The sequence below is a fragment of the Collinsella sp. wc0529 genome, from assembly GCF_046116875.1.
Classification (GTDB): domain Bacteria; phylum Actinomycetota; class Coriobacteriia; order Coriobacteriales; family Coriobacteriaceae; genus Collinsella.
In genome coordinates, this window is the sequence record NZ_JBJXBO010000001.1 from 222,787 (window position 1) to 241,065 (window position 18,279).

Genomic DNA, 18,279 nt, shown 5'->3' on the forward strand with positions numbered 1-18,279 from the left:
AATGAAAAAGTCCATAACGTTGCTAGTTTATGGCATTTTGAGCATCGACAGCTAAACTCCAGACACGGACATCAATTGGCGAAAATGCGGCACAACACCTTTTCTGTCTTGGCGGCGGCGCTAGCTACACCGTAAGGAACATCATCACGATGATCATGGCAAAGCCGATAAGGTCGGTCGGCAAAAACACCGTCCCCAGCATAACGGCGCTGGTGATGGTCGCCGAAACCGGCTCCACAGTTCCGATGAGGCTCGCGCGCACCGAGCCGATGTCCTTAACGCCCTGCATATAAAGCATGTAAGCAAAAAACGAGCCGATAACCACGAACACCGCGAGCGCCTCGATGCCGGCAGCGTCGAGCGCCGGCATATGCGCCCAGGGCTGCACGAAGACGCACGAGACCACGCCCGCCGTGAGCATTGCCGAGCCCGTGACGATGGGGCTACCGTATTCGGGCAGGATCTTGGCGGGAATCACCGCCATACACGCGGCGCTGACCGCACACATAAGACCTGCTGCCAGGCCAAGCGGCGAGATATTCAGGCTGGTGGGGTCGCCGCCGGTGGCGATTAAAAAGGTTCCACCCAGAGCTAGGCCAATGCCGATGACTTCGCGAGTACGCGGCATGCGGCGATCGATCACGCAGGTGTAGCCCATGATGATAACGAGCTGCAGGCACTGGAGCACCGTCGCGGTTCCGGCGTTCGTCAGGCGCACGGCCGAAAGATAGCAAAACTGGTTGAACAGCAGGCCAAAGGCGGTAAAGAGCAGCAGCTGCTTGCGATCGGCGGGTGTGGTCCAGAGCTTAATCAGGCGCTCGCGGTCGCGCGTAACAACCACGGCCATAAAGAGTAGACCGGCGAGAATCTGACGCACGCTCATAAGCCACAAGGTGTCGACGTGGTAGGTATCGAACAGAAAGCTCGCGCTGGTGCCCGAGAAGCCCCAAAACGAACCGCCCACCAGCGTAGCCAAGACGCCCGTGATCATCTTGCGCGACGACGCATCGTTAAGGCGGTCGCGCCAGGCGCGGCGGGTGCTACGGCTGAGCTCGTCGGTGCCCTCGGGCACATCAATGTTCGATATATCGGTCATCGGCACCGAAGCCCCTGCGCCTTCGACCTGCTCGACACACTCTTTGCTCATTCCACTCCCCCGAAACAGCCTGGAAACAATTCGGCTTACCTTACCACGGCGAAGTCACCAGCTGGAGGCTTGTCCGCTTATCGGTAGGACAATTCCGCAGGTGTCTTTCCATAGCTCGATACCGCAATGGCCTTGCATTATGCGACAGCCAAATCGCGGCAGCAGGCTCTTTTAAAATGGATATGACGAAGCCCCCGAATTCCACAATGTAAGCGATTTTTAAAAATGTTCTTGCCACCGAGTTCAGGCTCCGTTATATTATCCCTTGCGCGCTTGCGCACCCTTGATCGGGCGTTTAGCTCAGGGGGAGAGCGCTTCCCTGACACGGAAGAGGTCAGAAGTTCAAATCTTCTAACGCCCACCAATTGTTCAACCGGTCTACCTGCGGAAATGCGGTAGACCGGTTTCTTGTATATAGCGCTGTATCCCAAATGTATCCCAAAAGGCGGCGCGCGAGCACTCGCTGGAGGCGGCGATGAGGGACATCGCCAGAAACGACCTGGTCATCCTGGACGAGTTCGGCTACGTGCCGCTGGACCTCGACAGCGCGAGGCTGCTGTTCCAGGGGGTGTCGGACTGCTACGAGAGGCACAGCCTGGTCATCACCACAAACATTGAGTTCAGCAAGTGGGGCACGGTCCTGGGGGACGACAAGATGGCGGCGGCGATGATCGACCGCATCGTCCACCACGGCCGCCTGGTCGAGTTCACCGGCGCGAGTCACCGTATGGAGGCGACGCTCATACTCGGCAAGGCGGTGGGATAGGTTAACGCGGCGTGTTTGCCAAAGTGCTCAATTTGGTCGCGCCACAATGTTCAGCTTGTCGTCGACACAAACAGCGGCTCCCGCGTTTGGCAGCCCCGTGGTCCCAGCGGACGCGGGGAGACCGAGAAGAGTCAGGGCTCCGCCTCCTTGAGCGCGCCCACGTCGCCCCCGTGTTCGTCGAGAAGGGCACGCGCGGCCTTGACGCTCCGCGCCCCAGCGAGCCTGAGCTCAGTACTCCACGCGCTCGTCGGCTGCTGCGCCCTCCACCGCTTCGATCCCCGAGCGAAGGGCGTCCGCCACCTCTGCCGACCTCGCGTCCTCTTGCCCTTCCGCGAGCTCGACCTTCGCCGCCTCGTCGCCATGAGTCTCACCGTCCATGTATCCTGCTTTCAAATCGCGGCAGGCACAACAAGGCGCCCGCCCAGTTACTCGATACGAGCAGCCTAGACGGGCGTCACAAAGTGGCAGAGGGGCACGACTCTAATGCCAGGCATCTGCTGGTATCATTAAAGTGCAGCATTGGTTATGGGAGAGGGCTTCACATCCCACAGCCAGTCAGACCTAAGTTGGCTTCGTCCTGCTATAGATTGAGGTGAAGGCGATTGACTGATCAACAAAGTGAGACGATCGAGATTTCCGAACAGATTCGCGACAAGAAAAAGGATGTGCGATTCAGCACTCGCGAATACGTTGCGGAATACCTCATCAATAAGTTCAATGCTGATGCATTCTACATTCCGCTTGACTATCAACGGAACTTCGTCTGGACGGACGTTGACTGCAGCTACTTTATTGAGTCTGTGCTAATTGGCCTGCCCATTCCCTACATGTTCTTTGCCGATGCTGAAGATGGCAGAACGGAAATCGTTGATGGAGCGCAAAGGATGAACGCCTTGGTGAACTTTGCCAGAGGCGATTTAACCTTGTGCAATCTAGACATCCTTACATCTGTCAACGGAAAGACCTATTCAGAACTTCCCATAGAAGTACAAAGAAGATTCGATAACGCGAGCTTTCGAGTGGTTTACCTTGAGGAAGGGACCACCTTTGACGTCCGACAGGAGATTTTTCGTCGTATCAATTCATCGGGCAAGCAGCTCAAATCGCAAGAAATTCGCCGTGGCTCCATGGGCGGCGATTTTACAAAACTAGTAAGCGAGCTCTCCAAAGATCCGCTCTTTATAAAACTTGCCCCGTTAAGCGAGACGGCGCGCAAACACTACGATGACATGGAACTTGTCACTCGTTTCTTCGCCTATGCAGACGGCTACCCAGATTTCGAGGGTTACAAAGACCGCGTTGCTAGTTACCTGGATGAATACACGAATCGCATGAACATCGAGCTTGCCGAGTCACCTGACAAGCGCAATGAACTCGTCGCTCGCTTCAAAGAAATGTTGGAATACGTTGAGAAGTGCTTGGGAGACAGGGGGTTCAAAAAGACACCGACAGGAAAAACGACTCCTCATGCGCGTTTCGAAGCTATTGCGGTCGGCGTTGCCGTGGCGTTGTCGGAGGACAAGGACCTTTCGCGCAAAGACATGTCTTGGATTGATTGCGAAGAGTTCCAGACCCTTGTGCGGTCAGACTCGGCAAACGTAAAGGCCAAGTTGAAAGCTCGCATTGATTTCGTTGCCAACAAGCTGAAGGCGGAGCGGTAAACCTTATGGATTCCAATGACTTTAACTTGGGGTACGAAGAGGTCTACAACGACCGCCTTGGTGAGACCAAGAGCATGATTACGCTCGCGACCCTGCTCGATTCGCTTGACCAAGGTGCAGAGGGCGTGCGCTACAATGCTGTAATGCGAGGAGCGTACGAAATCGCTGAAAAGGCAAATCCCAGTGGCCTGCCCTCATCGACACCAGATGTGACCCTCGTTTCCAGTGTCATCCGCTCCAACGTCAAGCTTATGATCTACAATATCATTGAGTACTCAGTCACTAATCTCATGCAGGCGATTTACGACAGAGTAAAGGACGAGGGTTGCGGCTACGCTGAGGTTTCCGAAAAGCTTCAATCGATTTGGCACCATACCCAAATGTATAACGGGTTGAGCGACCCAAAAGCCAGCAATAGTACTGCCGAGTCCATAAGCAAGAGGTTGCTTGATCATGCTGTTAAAAATAACGTACTTCAATTCAGCGTTCGGAACACCATCGCCGGTGGAAATCTAGATGTAGACAAAATCCTCAAGCTCTTTGATGACCACGGAATATCGATTCATGATGATATAGCGAACTGCAAGAGGGATGAGATTAAGAGCGAGCTTAAAGACATCAAGAATCGACGGAATGACCTAGCTCATGGATCAATTTCGTTTGCAGAAGCAAGCAATCAGGTGACAACATCGGAGCTTGCGGAGCTAGTCAATCATGTTGACTCATTTTTGATGCAGCTCCGCAAGGATGTTTCGACCTACCTCAACGCCGGTGAATATCGGCGCGGTATGACCGAATCAGAAGAGGGCTAGTGTACGCAAGCGGCAATTATGCTTTTGCCAACCGCTTCGCCGAGCTTTGGTGGCACGGCGTTTCCAATATGCCGTGCCACAGCTTTCTTGCTGATCTTCTCGCCAGGCCTAATGAACTTGTAATCCTGCGGGAAGCTCTGCAAGACGGCACCCTCACGCAAGGTTAGGGCTCGATTTTGCTCTGGATGCCCAAACCGGCCCGTACCGTACATATAGAACTGCGTAGTTATAGTTGGGGACGTCTCGTCCCAAGCCATCCTCCCGTAGACCGCAGGGTACGTTTGGCCAGCAGCCTTTTTATGACAATCAAGCCTCAGATCCTCAGGCCAATCTCGCCACGTGCCATTAGGCGTCGAAGCCTTAATGCGCTTCAAGTTTAGTTCTGATAGCGCCGACGCCGTTTGCAGAGAGTCCCCCCTGCAAGAGCCGCCAGCGCTCACGGCAGGCAGCGCACCTATTGCCTGCCGAACCGTAACAGCATGAGCGTTATCATTCGTAGGGTCAATCAAGCTGATGGACCCATTTCTAGAAGCTAGCAGAATCAATCGCCGCCGATGCTGGGGCACACCGTACTCCTCAGCCTTTACGACGCTGTATTCCACCGAGTATCCGGACTCCTTAAGCGTGTTCAAGAAACCAGAGAAGATGCTCTCCTTCTCGAGCTCGGGCACGTTCTCCATGGACACGTAATCTGGCTGCACTTCACGTACAAGCCTCCCAAACTGCGCAAGCAACCCCCAGTCCTTGTGCTTCTCGCGATGCTTCTTGTCCTTGCGGTGCTTCGAGAAGGGCTGGCAAGGAGCGCACCCTACCAAGACTTTGATGTCAAAGTCCTTCAGGAGCTCCTTGACTTCCTCCCCGGTGACCTCGGCGATGTTCTTGCAGATGAACTTGTCCTTACCGTTGTTCGCATCGTAGGCGTACTGGCAAGAGGAATCGAGGTCAAACCCAGCCACCACATCGATGCCAGCGGTGCGTAAACCGTAGGTCAGGCCCCCGACCCCGCAAAACAAATCCACAGCACCAATGGAGGCGCTCTGAGCCTTATCCTCCGTGGAACTATCAACGCTCATCGCAATCACCCCTTCGGCGTCCTAGAATGACCGTATGCGAGCGTCACAAACTCGAAAAGAATTCAACTCGCTAACTTTATAGATTAGCAGCAATCAGAGGGATTGGAGACCTGAGCTTGAAAACGTCACCGAACGGCTGTTTGCTTCCCGTAAACAGCAGAAGTGCAGGTAAAACGCCTTGGCCTCGATTTGCTTGATCGCCTGCTCCAAGTACGGCAATCCGGAGAGGTCCTGGCCGCCGGAGGCCGTGCAAAGCGCTCCGCTTGTATGGTCGCCCGTGCTCTTTCAGCCTGCGTTCGCCGCATGCCAGAAGAGCGTGCCCGCCGTGATCCTACCGCCCTCGTCCACATGCTCGAAGAGCTTGCGGGTAACGGCCTCGTCGTACTTCTCGGGGTCGTGGGAGCACCAGCTAAGGAACGTGTCGTGGTCGCCTCCAGCGGCCTCGTAGCTGATGCCGATGTTCTTCCAAGTCTCGTAGTTCTTGGGCGGCTCCATAGAGAGGAACGCCAAGTCGGCCTTCTCCTTATCGTTCATGCTGGCTCACCCCGCAATCGAGCTGCGAGGCGGCGCTCCCCGTGACCGAGCTGTAAGATGCAGCCACGACAGGCCCCCGGCCTGTCCACTCGCCGCCGGTGGCCCCGCCGCCAAGTATACGGCCACCGGTGTCATTTTCCTTGAATGCTTCCATAGGCATCGCTAGTCCTCAATGCCGAGCATGTCGCAGATTTTCTGCCCGCTGATCGCCCAGGTGCCGCCGATCATCATCGCGGGGAGCGTCCCGTCCGCGCACCACTTCTGGACTTGGCGCAGGCTCCACCCGCCAATCTCGGCCACGTGCTTAGGGGGTCTCGCACACCTTCACGTCCGCGCGCCGGATTTGCGAGCAGCCGAGCGGCTCCTTCCCATGCCCTATTCTCGCCTTTGTACCGAGCCATTCAGTCACCGCCCTAACCTCTGAGCTACTAATGACGTGTGATCACGGTTAAGACTGTACAAGAGCGAATTGCCGCGTTTAACTGTGGTTATGTAGTGCAGCAGTGGCAAAACTGCTTGACGGCGCGGGACTTCCATTTTGCTTTGCGACTGCTTGGACGGCCAAATTGCTCATTTGCTGACTTATAGCAATGCCCCAACGGCACCGTCGCGTTCGCAAACAGCCGCGGCCAACAGCAAGAACATCAGCAATTCCGTCGGCATGCATCGGACGTCCGCCGCTGGGGTATCCTTGGAGCACATGCACCGCAAGCCGCACAAAGGAGCCGCCATGCGCACCGAGCTCGATGTTCCCTTTTCGCACAAAGACCAGGCCAAGGCCCTGGGCGCCAAGTGGGACCGGGTCAAGAAGATCTGGTACGTGCCCGATGGCGTCAACCCCGAGCCCTTTGCCGCGTTGCTGCCCGGCGTGGATCGTTCCGACCCCAGCGCGCCCCACATCTATCTGGTGCTTGGCAAGCGCGAATGTTGGAAGTGCCGCGAGCAGACGACGGTCGCGGCCTTTGGCATTCCGTATCGGTTGGCCGAGGACTCGGGCAGCAAGGCCGCGCCCGGCGCTGCGCCCGCCATGGACGACGCGGGCCACATCGCGATCGACACCGCCCGCGCCAACGCCATAGCCATCGTTCCCGCGCTGGGCTGCGTGCCGGCCGAGATCCGCGACTACCTGCGCGAGCGCTGCGGCTACAAGCCCGTAACGTCGCGCACCACCAAAACCGTATCGCTCGCCAGCACCTGCACCGCCTGTGGCGCGCTGCAAGGCAGCCATTACCTGTTCGAGGAGCCCATGTCGCCGTTTGCGCTCACGGCTATCAACAAGCTGCCCGCGCTGGAGTTCGTGCGCGTGGAAGTCGCCGGCGTCTTTGGCATCCACGCCAGACAGGGCAACTTTGACCAGGCACTTTTTACCTGGGCACGCGACCACCACACCCAGTTCCACAAGCCCCTGTGCGAGGGGATCTACCTGTAAGATATCTTAGGTACCGGCGAGCGCTCCTGGCGGCAAGGTATCGCCCAAAGGCAGAAGCACCCGACAGACAATTAGGTGTCCGCATCGTCATACACGACATCGATACCACAGCCGTGACAGCGTCCGGGGCGCACCAGCATGTGAAGACGGTCTTGTTACAGTCCCAAAATATGCTCCAAATAGCCCTTGTTAAACCAGAACGATTGCCTGGTCATCCAACGTCCGTCGGGCAACTCGTAGGCGTTCCTCGCAATATCGCCGATTTCGGTTCCGTCGGCGAATCTGTACGCAGCTTTTGAGGTATGCGGGCGGACGTGAACGATCGGGTTGTCTGCCATACCGGGCAGGTTGTTGGTCACTTTGAGCTTTCCGCTTGCATCCCGATACGGATTGAGCTCAACGCCCTCGCGAATGACCTTTCGTGTCTCATCCCAACAAGCCTTTGCGGGGCCTTCGATTTCGTTTGCCGGCATTGCCCAGAATAGGCAGCGGTCAAGGCGCCACTCCCCCTCGTGGTCCTCACGGAACACGACAAAGAAGAAACGACTGGTCTCAAGGCGCGCACGGAAGGAAGACGTTTCCCAATCCTCATTGATTAGCTGCTTAAACTCAAACGGAGGGAAGGACATTGCTTGCTCGATGTGCCCCCTCTTATTAACGCGACAAGCGCGGACGTTAATCCCAGCCTTAACGAACTCCTCGGCAGCATTGTTTTTTATGCCGAGCATGCGATAAACGAGTGTCGTCCATTGCGCCTTGTTTCCTGTGTATTCCAAGCCGTACTGCTCCGCAATCTGGCGATCAGTTTCGCCATAGTGTTGCTCGATCAGTCCAGTTACGTAGCTTTCGAAATCAATGGACTCGTCGTCGCCTCGAACGATGCTCTCGCCGATACGCGGGGCACCGAGAACATAGGCGTGAAGCACATAGTCCATGTACGAGCGTTTGAGAGAAAAGGCGCGACGCTTCGCGCGACGGCGTTCGATCTCGCCCGTATCGGTATTGAAGTACTCGTAGTACTGGTCGACCCACATTGTCGCTTCGGTTGCGCCCTTTGTGCAGGCGCCCAAGTAGGTGGTCATGCCCTCCGACAGCTCGTCTGCGCGACCATCCTGAATGTACGAAATGATTTTCTCGTAGTCGGCGCGAATGATCTTCATATCCTCTTCGGGCAGACGAACCATGACTGCACGCTCAATGCGCTGGTCGTATTTGTCGATGGAGCGGTCACGGCCGTAATAAATCAGCAGGATATTGCTGAGCTTGGTCTTGAGATGCGAGCTGTCGTAGTCGAGCGAAACGGGACGGTCGTAGGGAATCATCGTCAAGACAAGACGTTCACCGGCAGATTTACGACCGTCTTTAAGTACGTCAAAACACGTTGCCTTGAGCTCGACACCCGCCTCGGGAAAGTCCGGCCGGTCGTCGCTGTTGGCCTTGTAGCCAAAGTAACGCTCCTCGATCAGGGTTCCCATACCGCCCTTGTACTTCTTGGATCCAAAGTCCTTAGGCGCGCTCTCCCCCTCCGGCGCAATGCCAAGCTCCAGAATGTCGCGAAACGTCATCCCGTCGAGATTGGCAGCATACCGCTCGATGCTAGAGGGGTCAGAAAAATCAGTATCGTCAAGCATGCGCTTGAAATCGAGGTGCTTCTTGGACATGGCAAATCCTCTCGAAATAAGACATGATCTAATACGTATGCTACTGTAAATTCGGGTTATACCGTGAAGATCCCCTAAGGGATCTTCCATTTGCAACCCGATTTCTGTACCCTTGATCTTTGCATTTGCAGCGATTTGGGGGAGTGAGTATGTCAGAGGTCAAAATCGCCGAGCTTTTTGCTGGCGTCGGCGGATTTCGTTTGGGCCTCGAAGGCTATGCTGACCCTCGTTATCCAGATTTCTACATGAAGCCCGCCGGACCCTTTCGCACCATTTGGGCCAATCAGTGGGAACCGCCCGGAACCAAGGCTCGTCAGTTCGCGGCACGCTGCTATATGGACCGCTTTGGCGAGGATTCCGTAGTCAACGAAGATATCAATAAAGTCCTGGAACAGGCTGAAGCCGGAGAGGTTGAAATCCCCGACGTCCAGATGGTTGTCGGCGGCTTCCCTTGCCAGGATTACTCCGTCGCTCGCCCGCTTAACCAGGCACATGGCATCGAGGGCAAGAAGGGTGTCCTTTGGTGGGACATCTACCACTTCCTCGAGATGAAGAAGCCGCGCTTCGGTCTCTTTGAGAATGTCGATCGTCTGCTCAAGTCGCCCGCGTCTCAGCGCGGTCGCGACTTCGCCATCATCCTAAGCTGCCTTGCCGACCTCGATTACACGGTCGAATGGCGCGTGGTCAACTCCGCGGAATATGGTTTTCCCCAGCGTCGCAAGCGTGTTTATATCTTCTGCGAAAAGGACGCTGGCAAGGTTGATCTCGTTGATCGCATGCACAACGGCGTCATGGCTAAAGCCTTCCCCGCCATCTATCCCGACGAGATGTCCGAGCTCGATGTTTTACCCGACCCCTACGAGAACTCAACTCGTTTTGGCGTCGGCCAAAAGACCTCTCAATTCAAGAATGCTGGCGTCATGCAGGGCTGTCATGTTCTGACCTGCGACTTTGCCGAGGACTATCACGGTGAGCGCCACGTGCTTGGCGACGTGCTTGTCGACGAGGCTTATGTCCCGGAGCAGTTCTACATCTCCGACGAAAAGCTTCCCGACTGGCGCTACCTTAAGGGCAGCAAGCGCGAAGAGCGCACTAACAAAAAGACAGGCTTTACGTACACGTATTCCGAAGGAGCCATGAGCTTCCCGGATGCCACCGACAAGCCGAGCCGCACCATCCTCACAGGAGAAGGCGGCACGGGAGCGAGCCGCTTCAAGCACGTCATCGAATGTCCCGATGGCCGTTTCCGCCGTCTTGTTCCCGACGAGCTCGATCAGCTTCAGGGATTCCCGAAAGGCTGGACCGATACGGGCATGACTGACGGCCATCGAGCCTTCTGCATGGGCAACGCACTCGTCACCGGCGTGCCCCATCGCATTGGCGAAGCTATGGTCGAAGTGTACAGCCTCTAAGGCAAGCAATCAGGAGCCGGCAGTTCACGCTGTCGACTCCGTTTTTTCCATCCCACTTCCCTGTATACTGATGTAGCACGTGTTTCATCCGGGCTTGTTGGGCCGGGTCGTTCATGGGAGGTTCTTGTGGCTGTTTCGAATCCGCCTAAGGGAAGCGTTTCTTCTTCGTCCATCAAGCCGGTTACGCGCAAGGCCGTGCGCTGCCAGCGCGAGGTCGCCTGGCTTGTCACGCAGGCAGCAGGCAGACTCGTGGCGAGCACGGAGGACGTCAATGCTCCCACACCGAGCTTTGTGCTGGCAGCGGCGCTGAATCGAGTACGCCAGCTGGAACTCGTCGCACAAGAAGACGGCAGCCATCTTGGCTACCAGGACGCTATGGCGCCCGACCTGTTGACTTTTTGTCACATGGCCAAGTTGCCTGCCGCGCCCAATGCGCTTTCGGACGCAGGCTACATGTTTACGCTCTCGGGCGCGGACCTTATCCGCGACATCTATGCATACTGCAGCGAGCTCGCCGAGCGCCACGTCTTTGACGCAGCTGAAGTCAAGCCGGGATACGCCATCAAGCTGGTTCTTAGGCTGTTCTTGATGGACGGGTTCGGGGCTATGCCAGCGTAAGCCGAGTCTTTAACTTCGCCGTCGACTGGGCAACAACCGCCTTACCTTAGCGGGCGCCAATCGAGAGTCGATTATTGAGTCGCCTCGTCCACTAACGCATTTATTCCACGCGCTCTGACAGTCGATATTTGCGGTTGCGGCTTGTCGACGGCGCCGTGGGCTCAAGCTCGCCTTGAGCAATGAGCGCGTTGACGCGCGACCTAACCTGGGAAATTGTAAGCCCCGTGCGTTCTGCCAGCTCACGCGTCCCCAGCTCGCCGTAGTGTTTGAGTGCCGTCACAATTAAGCCCCCGCCATGATCGACCGGCTCGATCTTTGAACGGTAAAGTACGACCTTGAACCGATCGAACCCCGGGCAGAACAGGGGCTCGGCCAGACCATGTGCGCGCATGGCATCGATCATCATCGGGATGCCCGAGCCATTGCCCTCAGCCGGCGAACCTGCGCCATCCGGCAGAGGGACAATCGACATGAGTTTCACGAGCGTCGCGTTACGGCATCTGGAGCTGCCGTCAAACAAGTTCTCGCGAGTCTTTCCCCCGTAAAGGCCGCCAGGATTCGTCACCTCGACACGATCGTCAAAGACGTCGACGGTAATCGACTGTCCACAGAACCGATCCCCGTATTCTCGATGGATTACGGCGTTGGCGATTGCCTCGCGCAGAACCTCCTCGGGAATCTCCAGCGAGTCGACACGCGAGACGCCTTGGACGGTCGAGGTTCGCCGCAAATTCTTGGCGACGGCCGCGACGGCATCCGAGATCATCTCGCCCAACGTTCCCTCACAGATTGTGCGGTCCATGAACCTCAGCGACCCCGCCGTGCCTTTCCGGGTCCCCGCATAGACAGCCATGTCGATAAAGAGCTTGGGATAAAACTGCTGGGGGTAGGTGCCCGCAACTAGGAGTCCAGCCTTGGTAACATTGCCCTGGGAATCAAGGAAATTTAGGCGCTCCAGCTTCGTTTGTTTGTCCGGCGCGCCGCGCATTGCCCGAGGCGTCAACGAGAAAGCCCGATCTATCGTACGGTCGACCAGCGCCTCGTCGAGATCGTCCGCGCCCGCGCCCGCCACCGCGTCGCGATCGCTCGGAGTCACTCGACCGTATGACGCCAATGCGAGCACCTCGGTCGACGAAAGCGGGACATCTTTGTCATCGATGCGTTTGTAGCTGCCACCTTGAGCGCCCCGTTCTATGACATAACAAGGCTTGCTCGACGGGTCGAGCTCCTCAATCGTGATGACCAGAACCACGGTGCCCTGGAGCTCCACGCGCTCAATGGTGTATTTGGGCGGATTGGCCAGCTTTCCGCGACCGCCGGCATCGCCCATGCCCGCCACGAATTGGTTGAGCACTTTCTCGGTCTCAAAGTTTGCAACTGGGACAAAACCCGCGCGCTCGCTCACTCCGAGTACGATGATGCCGCCGGCGGTGTTTGCGAAAGCGCTGACCGTTTCCCATACGTCGCGGGAAAGCGTTGTGGCGCTCTCCTTGACCTCGACGTTAAGATCGTCCGAGCCCATGCGCCTTAAAGACTCGAGCAGACCGGTCAGTTCGTTTTCGTTCATCTGCACGTCCTTTCGCTCGGTTCTGCGAAGAATGCCGCGAATGGATTTCCTTCGTCTCTCAGTTATCTCTCGTAATTATCTCTCATCTTTCTGTTATCTCTCATATTAGAGATGAGTGAGAGATAAAAGATAAGATGTCTGCCATCTGTTTCATATAAACATGTTTTTGCTGGTAGAACAATCGGTATTGAGATAATACCATGATTGCTTGTCTCTTTGCTGCTCAGTTATCTCTCATATTTATCTCTCGTCTTTCTGTTATCTCTCGTATTCGTGACGAATGAGAGATGAGAGATGTGCGGGCGGCGGATGAGCATGGATTTTGGACGGTCGGGAAATGAGGGTGGATATTTGGACGGTATTTGGGCGTTTTGAGGCTGATTCCGTCCGAAAATCCACTCTCATTCGATAGGCGTCCAAGTTTCCACGCTCGCGCGGCGGGCACGCGGGGCCTTTACCCAATCCGTTGGCATCGTCTTCAGTTCGCCGCAGAACCGCAGCCCCATATGGGTATACTCACGAGGATTCGACTCGATTCGCCCCCGCTGGGGCGTCAAAGGAGACTGCATATGCCCACCACCTCAACCGACCCGCGCGCCGCAACCGCTGCACTGCTGGTGCCCGGCACTACCTGCCACGGCTTTGCCGTCGAGCGCCGCGAGACCGTGCCCGAGCTCGACTCGGACGCTTACGTGCTGCGACACACTGCCTCGGGCGCTCGCCTGCTGTACCTGGCGTGCGACGACGAGAACAAGGCCTTTGCCATTGGCTTTAAGACGCCGCCGGCCGATTCCACCGGCGTGTTCCATATTCTTGAGCACTCGGTGCTGTGCGGATCGGCCAAGTTTCCCGTCAAGGAGCCGTTTGTCGACCTGATCAAGAGCTCCATGCAGACGTTCCTCAACGCCATGACCTACCCCGACAAGACCATCTACCCCGTTGCCACCACCAACGAGCAGGATCTGTACAACCTGATGGACGTGTATCTGGACGCGGTGTTCAACCCGGCCATCTATACCAAGCCCACCATTTTTGAGCAGGAGGGCTGGCACTACGAGCTGGACCTGCCGGAGGACGCCGAGGTCGACAGCAGCTCCGCGAGCCTGCGCGAGGGCACGCTGCGCTATAACGGCGTGGTGTTCAACGAGATGAAGGGTGCGCTGTCCGACCCCATGAGCGTGCTGGACGACGCCGTCAACGCCGCGCTCTATCCCGACACCGCCTATGCGCACGAGAGTGGCGGCGACCCGCGCGCGATTCCCGCGCTCACCTACGAGCAGTTCCTGGACACGCACGCGCGCCACTACAACCCCTCCAACTCCTACATCACGCTCTACGGCGACCTGGACGTGGACCGCGCACTGGCCTTTTTGGACGAGCGTTATCTGTCGCAGCCGAGTGCCGCGAGTCGCCGCATGGACGCTGCCGTCGCTGCCGGCGAGGACCCGTCCACGCTGGCACCCAATCCGCTGGGCGTGCAGGCACCCGTGACCTGCGAGTACAAGCGCGTCGAGATGGCCACTACACCCGAGAACGCCCTGGTGGGCTTGGGCCTGGTGCTGGGCAGCGCGCTCGACCGCAAACGCACGATCGCGGCGGATATCCTGTTTGAAGCACTGCTGGGTTCCAACGAAGCGCCGGTTAAGAAGGCCATTCTGGCCGCCGGCCTGGGCGGCAACGTGGTGAGCTACACCGCGGCCGAGAGCCTGCAGCCCTACGAGCTCATCATGCTGCAAAACGCGCAGCCCGGCGTGGCGCGCGAGCTGCGTCGCGTGTTCCAGGACGCCTGCCGCGACCTGTGCGAGCATGGCGTTCCGCGCGAGCGCCTGGAAGCTATCATCAGCAGCAACGAATACGACCTGCGCCAGCGCGACTACGGTATTGCCGACGGCGTGGCCATTGCGTGCGACGCGCTGAGCACCTGGCTCTACGATGACGACGCCGCGACGCTGGCGCTCAAGTACGGCCCGGTGTACGAGGAACTGCGTGGCGAGCTGGACGGCAGCTATTTTGAGGACCTGCTACGCGAGCTGGTGCTGGAAAACGACCATATGGCGCTGGTCGAGCTGGTGCCGGTGGACGCCGCCGAGGGCGCGGAGATCGCCGAGGCCGCCGAGCTGGCAGCCAAGCGCGATGCCATGACCGATGCCGAGCTGGCCGACGTGGTCGAGCGCACAGCTGCGCTGCGTGCCGCGCAGGAGGCCGAGGACACGCCCGAGGCCAAGGCCACGCTGCCGCGCCTGCGCGTGTCCGACATTGGCGAGGCGCGCCCCGAACCTCCGCTGGTCGTGGACACGACTGTGCCCATCCCCTGCCTGCGCCACGACATCCCCACCAACCGCCTGGCCTACGCCATGCAGTATTTCGACCTGAGCTGCGTCGCGTTTGAAGACCTGCCCTATGTGACGCTGCTCTGCCGCCTGCTCAAACAGCTGCCCACGAGCGAGCACTCGGCCGAGGAGCTCGACAACTTGCTCGCCGGCAAACTGGGCTTTTTGAGCTTTACGACCGAGGTCATGACCCAGCCCGACGTGGACGGCGCGCGCCCCTACCTGCTGGTGAGTGCCGGCGCCCTGTCCGAGAAGATCGATGCGCTGGCGAGCCTACCGCGCGAGGTATTGTCGAGCACGCTGCTGGCAGACGCCGACGCCGACCGCGTGCGCGACGTGCTCACGCAGATTCGCATTGGGCTTGAGCAGGGCTTTATCAACAACGGTCACTCGGCGGCGCTCGGTCGCGCGATGAGCTACAGCTCGCCTTCGGCCGTGGTGCGCGAGCAGCTTTCGGGCGTGGACTTCTACCTGTTCCTGCGCGATCTGCTCGACCACTTTGACGAGCGCGTGGACGGGTTGCGCACCAAGCTTGCCGAGCTGGCAGAGCGCGTCTTTGTGGCCGACGGCTGCCTAGCGAGCTTTACCGGCAGCGATGAGGACTTTAACGCGTACTGGGCCGCCGCGGGCGACTTGGGGCTGGGAGCTGGCGACGGCGCCGATGCCGGCCGCGACACGCTCGCGGTGCCGGCGCCGTGCGACCACCACGAGGCTTTCGTGATTCCCAGCGACATCTGCTTTGCCGCGCGTGCGTGCGATCCGCGTCGCCTGGGCATTGACGTGACAGGCGCTTGGGCCGTGGCTGCCAACGCGCTCTCCTACGACTACCTGTGGAACGAGATTCGCGTGAAGGGCGGTGCGTACGGCTGCGGATTCCGCGCGGCCGGCGAGCGTCAGACGGCGTTCTACACCTACCGCGACCCGGCGATCGATCCTTCGATTGAGCGCGTGGAGCGCGCGGGTGCATGGCTTGGCAGCTTTGAGCCCGACGAGGCCGCCTTTGAGGGCTTTATCGTGAGCTGCGTGAGCGGCATGGACGCGCCGGTGAAGCCGTACGCGCTCACCAAGCGCCGCAACACGACCTACCTGGCCGGGCTCGATCCGCATGCGCGCGAGGAGCGTCGCGCCCAGATGCTCGCCGCCACGCCCGGTGAGCTGCGCTCGCTCGGCGCCGACGTGACGCGCATCGCAGCCGAGTCGCCCACCTGCGTCTTTGGCGGCCGAGACGTCATCGCCAAGAGCAACGCCGGCTTTAACGTAGTCGACCTGCTGGGCTAACGCACTAAAGGTAGATTTTTGGGACATGCCCGAAAATCTACCTTTTTTCTGCGGCATGAGCGGGGCGGCGCAGCCCACCGCGGCGGTTTGTCTCAATCTGTAACATCTAGACGGCAATATCGGCTCCAGATGTTACAGATCGAGACGTTTCCAGACGACGCCGACCTTTTGTCTCAATCTGTAACAACTAGGTCCAATTTTGCCGAGTTACTGTTACAGATCGAGACAAACCGCCGCAGACGCCCATCACAGCACAGATAAAACCCGCCAAAATAAACCTGTCCCTTTTTGGTACGTTTGGGAGATGAGGCTGGGATGGATAAGGCCGAGTTGCGGCGGGCGGTGACTGCCCGGCGCAATGCTCTTGATTTGGATGTTCGGGCGGCGAAGTCCGCCGCTATCTGCGCGCGGCTTGTTGAGCTGATGGATCGCTTGGGTGCCGCGGCACCGCACACCGTTGCCGTCTATGCCGCGATGGGTTCCGAAGTCGACCCAGCCGCGTTTGTCGCTGCGGCCGCCAAACGCGGCTGGCGCGTGGCCTATCCGTGCATGCTCTCGGCAACAGACGCCATGGCTTGTGGCCAGCGCATGTGCATGCGGGCAGTCTCTGCCGGCGATGCGTCCGAGGCCCCGTTTATCGCCTACCCTACGCGGGCCTTCGCAGCCACGGACGTCGACAGCAGCCGCTTTCCCATCGTGTCTGCCGAAGCACTCGACATGATCGTCGTGCCGCTCGTAGCTTTCGACCGCACCGGCGCGCGCCTGGGCTACGGCGGCGGCTGCTACGACCGCTACCTGCCCATGCTCTCGCCCGCATGCCAAATCGTCGGCATCGCCTTTGACGAGCAGCGCGTCGACCACGTTCCCACCGACGCCCACGATCTGCCGCTGCCCAACATTGTCAGCGCCTAAATGCCAGCGTACCTCCCGACAGCCTAGTGCTCCTCGCCGGCGCGGGCTAGGTCGTAGGGCGTGGTCTGGTAGACGTAGTAGTTGAGCCAATTGGTGTAGAACAGCTGAGCCTGGCTGCGCCAGACGTTGCGCGGCTCGGCGGTGGGGTCGTCACCTGGGAAGTAATGCGCCGGCACCTCCGGGTTGAGTCCGCGCTTCACGTCGCGCTCGTACTCCAGACGCAGCGTGTCGGTATCGTACTCGGGATGGCCAAAGACAAAGAAGCGGCGGCTGTCGGTCGACTTGACGATGTACAGGCCCACCTCGTCGGACACGGCCACGACCTCAAGCTGCGGCTCGGCCTCCACGTCCTCGCGACGCACATCGGTGTTGCGCGAATGCACAGCATAGAAACGGTCGTCAAAGCCGCGAACCAGCGGGCTTTGCGGCTTCACCAGATAATGCTCGAACACGCCGCTCGCCTTTGCCGGCAGATCGTGCTTCTGAATACCGTAGTGGTGGTACAGGCCCGCCTGCGCGCCCCAACAAATGTGCAGCGTAGAGTGCACGTGTGTGGTGGACCAATCCATAATCTGGCAGAGCTCGGGCCAGTAGTCGACCTCCTCGAACGGCATCTGCTCCACCGGCGCGCCCGTGATGATCAGGCCGTCGTAGTGGATGTCGCGGATGTCGTCGAACGTGCGGTAGAACGTCTCCAGGTGGCCAGCGCTCACGTGCGTGGCCTCGTGCGTCTTGGTGCGCAGCAGGTCCACCTCCACCTGCAGCGGCGTGTTGGAGAGCTTGCGCATGATTTGCGTCTCGGTGGCGATCTTGGTGGGCATGAGGTTGAGGATGAGCACGCGCAGCGGGCGGATGTCCTGGTGCAGCGCGCGGTACTCGGTCATGACAAAGATGTTCTCGCTCTCGAGCTGCGCGGCGGCAGGGAGGGCGTCGGGAATGCGAATGGGCATGGATGCTCCTTACGAGTCAGTTGCAGCTATGGTACAACGACCGGCCCCATCCGCGCGAGCACATCGCCCAGCGATGCCGTCAGCGGCCAAATCACTCCAAAAGCAGAGATTAAGGCATGTCCCAAAAAT

16 protein-coding genes and 1 tRNA gene are annotated in these 18,279 nt (G+C 58.7%); 9 read left to right on the forward strand and 8 right to left on the reverse strand.

Annotation, left to right across the window (positions count from 1 at the left end; all coding sequences use genetic code 11):
* Positions 1 to 124: 124 nt before the first annotated feature.
* The gene (locus ACKUTP_RS00930) at positions 125 to 1,147 is read right to left on the reverse strand and encodes an EamA family transporter (protein WP_349129479.1); all 1,023 of its coding nucleotides are present in this window, start codon (positions 1,145 to 1,147) and stop codon (positions 125 to 127) included.
* Between the two features lie 289 nt (positions 1,148 to 1,436).
* On the opposite strand from ACKUTP_RS00930, the gene ACKUTP_RS00935 reads away from it, so the two are divergent.
* Both ACKUTP_RS00935 and ACKUTP_RS00940 read left to right on the forward strand, forming a co-directional pair.
* Positions 1,437 to 1,511, forward strand: a tRNA-Val gene (locus ACKUTP_RS00935).
* Between the two features lie 60 nt (positions 1,512 to 1,571).
* A complete protein-coding gene (locus ACKUTP_RS00940; protein WP_346979024.1) occupies positions 1,572 to 1,913 on the forward strand; it encodes an ATP-binding protein in 342 nt (113 codons plus the stop codon).
* A 228-nt stretch (positions 1,914 to 2,141) separates the two neighbouring features.
* On the opposite strand, the gene ACKUTP_RS00945 is transcribed toward ACKUTP_RS00940, so the two are convergent.
* A complete protein-coding gene (locus ACKUTP_RS00945; RefSeq protein ID WP_175406107.1) occupies positions 2,142 to 2,291 on the reverse strand; it encodes a hypothetical protein in 150 nt (49 codons plus the stop codon).
* A 224-nt stretch (positions 2,292 to 2,515) separates the two neighbouring features.
* Between ACKUTP_RS00945 and ACKUTP_RS00950 the strand changes: the two genes are divergently transcribed.
* Both ACKUTP_RS00950 and ACKUTP_RS00955 read left to right on the forward strand, forming a co-directional pair.
* On the forward strand, positions 2,516 to 3,574 hold the full coding sequence (locus ACKUTP_RS00950; RefSeq protein ID WP_346978998.1) for a DUF262 domain-containing protein: 1,059 nt from the start codon (positions 2,516 to 2,518) through the stop codon (positions 3,572 to 3,574).
* A 5-nt stretch (positions 3,575 to 3,579) separates the two neighbouring features.
* Positions 3,580 to 4,386 carry an MAE_28990/MAE_18760 family HEPN-like nuclease gene (locus ACKUTP_RS00955; RefSeq protein WP_409063331.1) on the forward strand — a complete coding sequence of 269 codons (807 nt, stop codon included), beginning with the start codon at positions 3,580 to 3,582 and terminating at the stop codon, positions 4,384 to 4,386.
* Here the strand turns inward: ACKUTP_RS00955 and ACKUTP_RS00960 are convergent.
* The 3 genes from ACKUTP_RS00960 to ACKUTP_RS00970 form a co-directional block, all read right to left on the reverse strand.
* Positions 4,383 to 5,459 (reverse strand): DNA cytosine methyltransferase, encoded by a 1,077-nt coding sequence (locus tag ACKUTP_RS00960; protein ID WP_117765512.1) that lies wholly within the window; start codon positions 5,457 to 5,459, stop codon positions 4,383 to 4,385. The genes ACKUTP_RS00955 and ACKUTP_RS00960 overlap by 4 nt on opposite strands.
* A 285-nt stretch (positions 5,460 to 5,744) precedes the next feature.
* Complete coding sequence (locus ACKUTP_RS00965) at positions 5,745 to 5,993, reverse strand: PriCT-2 domain-containing protein (RefSeq protein ID WP_117765514.1); 249 nt, start codon at positions 5,991 to 5,993, stop codon at positions 5,745 to 5,747.
* Positions 5,994 to 6,155: 162 nt separating this feature from the next.
* Positions 6,156 to 6,293: a helix-turn-helix domain-containing protein gene (locus tag ACKUTP_RS00970; RefSeq protein ID WP_138113932.1), complete on the reverse strand. Its 138-nt coding sequence runs from the start codon at positions 6,291 to 6,293 to the stop codon at positions 6,156 to 6,158.
* 430 nt (positions 6,294 to 6,723) lie between these two features.
* On the opposite strand from ACKUTP_RS00970, the gene ACKUTP_RS00975 reads away from it, so the two are divergent.
* Positions 6,724 to 7,422, forward strand: coding sequence for a DUF5710 domain-containing protein (locus ACKUTP_RS00975; RefSeq protein WP_409063332.1), 699 nt, complete (start codon positions 6,724 to 6,726; stop codon positions 7,420 to 7,422).
* Between the two features lie 155 nt (positions 7,423 to 7,577).
* On the opposite strand, the gene ACKUTP_RS00980 is transcribed toward ACKUTP_RS00975, so the two are convergent.
* A complete protein-coding gene (locus ACKUTP_RS00980; RefSeq protein WP_347478046.1) occupies positions 7,578 to 9,083 on the reverse strand; it encodes a Sau3AI family type II restriction endonuclease in 1,506 nt (501 codons plus the stop codon).
* A gap of 149 nt (positions 9,084 to 9,232) precedes the next feature.
* Between ACKUTP_RS00980 and dcm the strand changes: the two genes are divergently transcribed.
* Both dcm and ACKUTP_RS00990 read left to right on the forward strand, forming a co-directional pair.
* Positions 9,233 to 10,495: a DNA (cytosine-5-)-methyltransferase gene (gene dcm, locus ACKUTP_RS00985; protein WP_347478045.1), complete on the forward strand. Its 1,263-nt coding sequence runs from the start codon at positions 9,233 to 9,235 to the stop codon at positions 10,493 to 10,495.
* Between the two features lie 126 nt (positions 10,496 to 10,621).
* On the forward strand, positions 10,622 to 11,113 hold the full coding sequence (locus ACKUTP_RS00990; protein ID WP_409063333.1) for a hypothetical protein: 492 nt from the start codon (positions 10,622 to 10,624) through the stop codon (positions 11,111 to 11,113).
* A 100-nt stretch (positions 11,114 to 11,213) separates the two neighbouring features.
* Here the strand turns inward: ACKUTP_RS00990 and ACKUTP_RS00995 are convergent, their stop codons facing one another.
* Positions 11,214 to 12,680, reverse strand: a complete 1,467-nt coding sequence (locus ACKUTP_RS00995) for an ATP-binding protein (RefSeq protein ID WP_409063334.1) — start codon at positions 12,678 to 12,680, stop codon at positions 11,214 to 11,216.
* A 569-nt stretch (positions 12,681 to 13,249) separates the two neighbouring features.
* Here ACKUTP_RS00995 and ACKUTP_RS01000 point away from each other — a divergent pair.
* Positions 13,250 to 16,288 carry an insulinase family protein gene (locus ACKUTP_RS01000; RefSeq protein ID WP_409063335.1) on the forward strand — a complete coding sequence of 1,013 codons (3,039 nt, stop codon included), beginning with the start codon at positions 13,250 to 13,252 and terminating at the stop codon, positions 16,286 to 16,288.
* Between the two features lie 315 nt (positions 16,289 to 16,603).
* Positions 16,604 to 17,200, forward strand: coding sequence for a 5-formyltetrahydrofolate cyclo-ligase (locus tag ACKUTP_RS01005; protein ID WP_409063336.1), 597 nt, complete (start codon positions 16,604 to 16,606; stop codon positions 17,198 to 17,200).
* Between the two features lie 23 nt (positions 17,201 to 17,223).
* On the opposite strand, the gene metA is transcribed toward ACKUTP_RS01005, so the two are convergent.
* Positions 17,224 to 18,150, reverse strand: coding sequence for a homoserine O-succinyltransferase (gene metA / locus ACKUTP_RS01010; RefSeq protein ID WP_320676580.1), 927 nt, complete (start codon positions 18,148 to 18,150; stop codon positions 17,224 to 17,226).
* Positions 18,151 to 18,279: the final 129 nt, after the last annotated feature.

What these genes read in the sequence shown, in the direction of transcription:
- ACKUTP_RS00930 (WP_349129479.1), bottom strand. Translation starts at nt 1,147, where the DNA reads ATGAGCAAAGAGTGTGTCGAGCAGGTCGAAGGCGCAGGGGCTTCGGTG.
- ACKUTP_RS00945 (WP_175406107.1), bottom strand. Translation starts at nt 2,291, where the DNA reads ATGGACGGTGAGACTCATGGCGACGAGGCGGCGAAGGTCGAGCTCGCG.
- ACKUTP_RS00955 (WP_409063331.1), top strand. Translation starts at nt 3,580, where the DNA reads ATGGATTCCAATGACTTTAACTTGGGGTACGAAGAGGTCTACAACGAC.
- ACKUTP_RS00960 (WP_117765512.1), bottom strand. Translation starts at nt 5,459, where the DNA reads ATGAGCGTTGATAGTTCCACGGAGGATAAGGCTCAGAGCGCCTCCATT.
- ACKUTP_RS00965 (WP_117765514.1), bottom strand. Translation starts at nt 5,993, where the DNA reads ATGAACGATAAGGAGAAGGCCGACTTGGCGTTCCTCTCTATGGAGCCG.
- ACKUTP_RS00975 (WP_409063332.1), top strand. Translation starts at nt 6,724, where the DNA reads ATGCGCACCGAGCTCGATGTTCCCTTTTCGCACAAAGACCAGGCCAAG.
- ACKUTP_RS00980 (WP_347478046.1), bottom strand. Translation starts at nt 9,083, where the DNA reads ATGTCCAAGAAGCACCTCGATTTCAAGCGCATGCTTGACGATACTGAT.
- dcm (WP_347478045.1), top strand. Translation starts at nt 9,233, where the DNA reads ATGTCAGAGGTCAAAATCGCCGAGCTTTTTGCTGGCGTCGGCGGATTT.
- ACKUTP_RS00995 (WP_409063334.1), bottom strand. Translation starts at nt 12,680, where the DNA reads ATGAACGAAAACGAACTGACCGGTCTGCTCGAGTCTTTAAGGCGCATG.
- ACKUTP_RS01000 (WP_409063335.1), top strand. Translation starts at nt 13,250, where the DNA reads ATGCCCACCACCTCAACCGACCCGCGCGCCGCAACCGCTGCACTGCTG.
- ACKUTP_RS01005 (WP_409063336.1), top strand. Translation starts at nt 16,604, where the DNA reads ATGGATAAGGCCGAGTTGCGGCGGGCGGTGACTGCCCGGCGCAATGCT.
- metA (WP_320676580.1), bottom strand. Translation starts at nt 18,150, where the DNA reads ATGCCCATTCGCATTCCCGACGCCCTCCCTGCCGCCGCGCAGCTCGAG.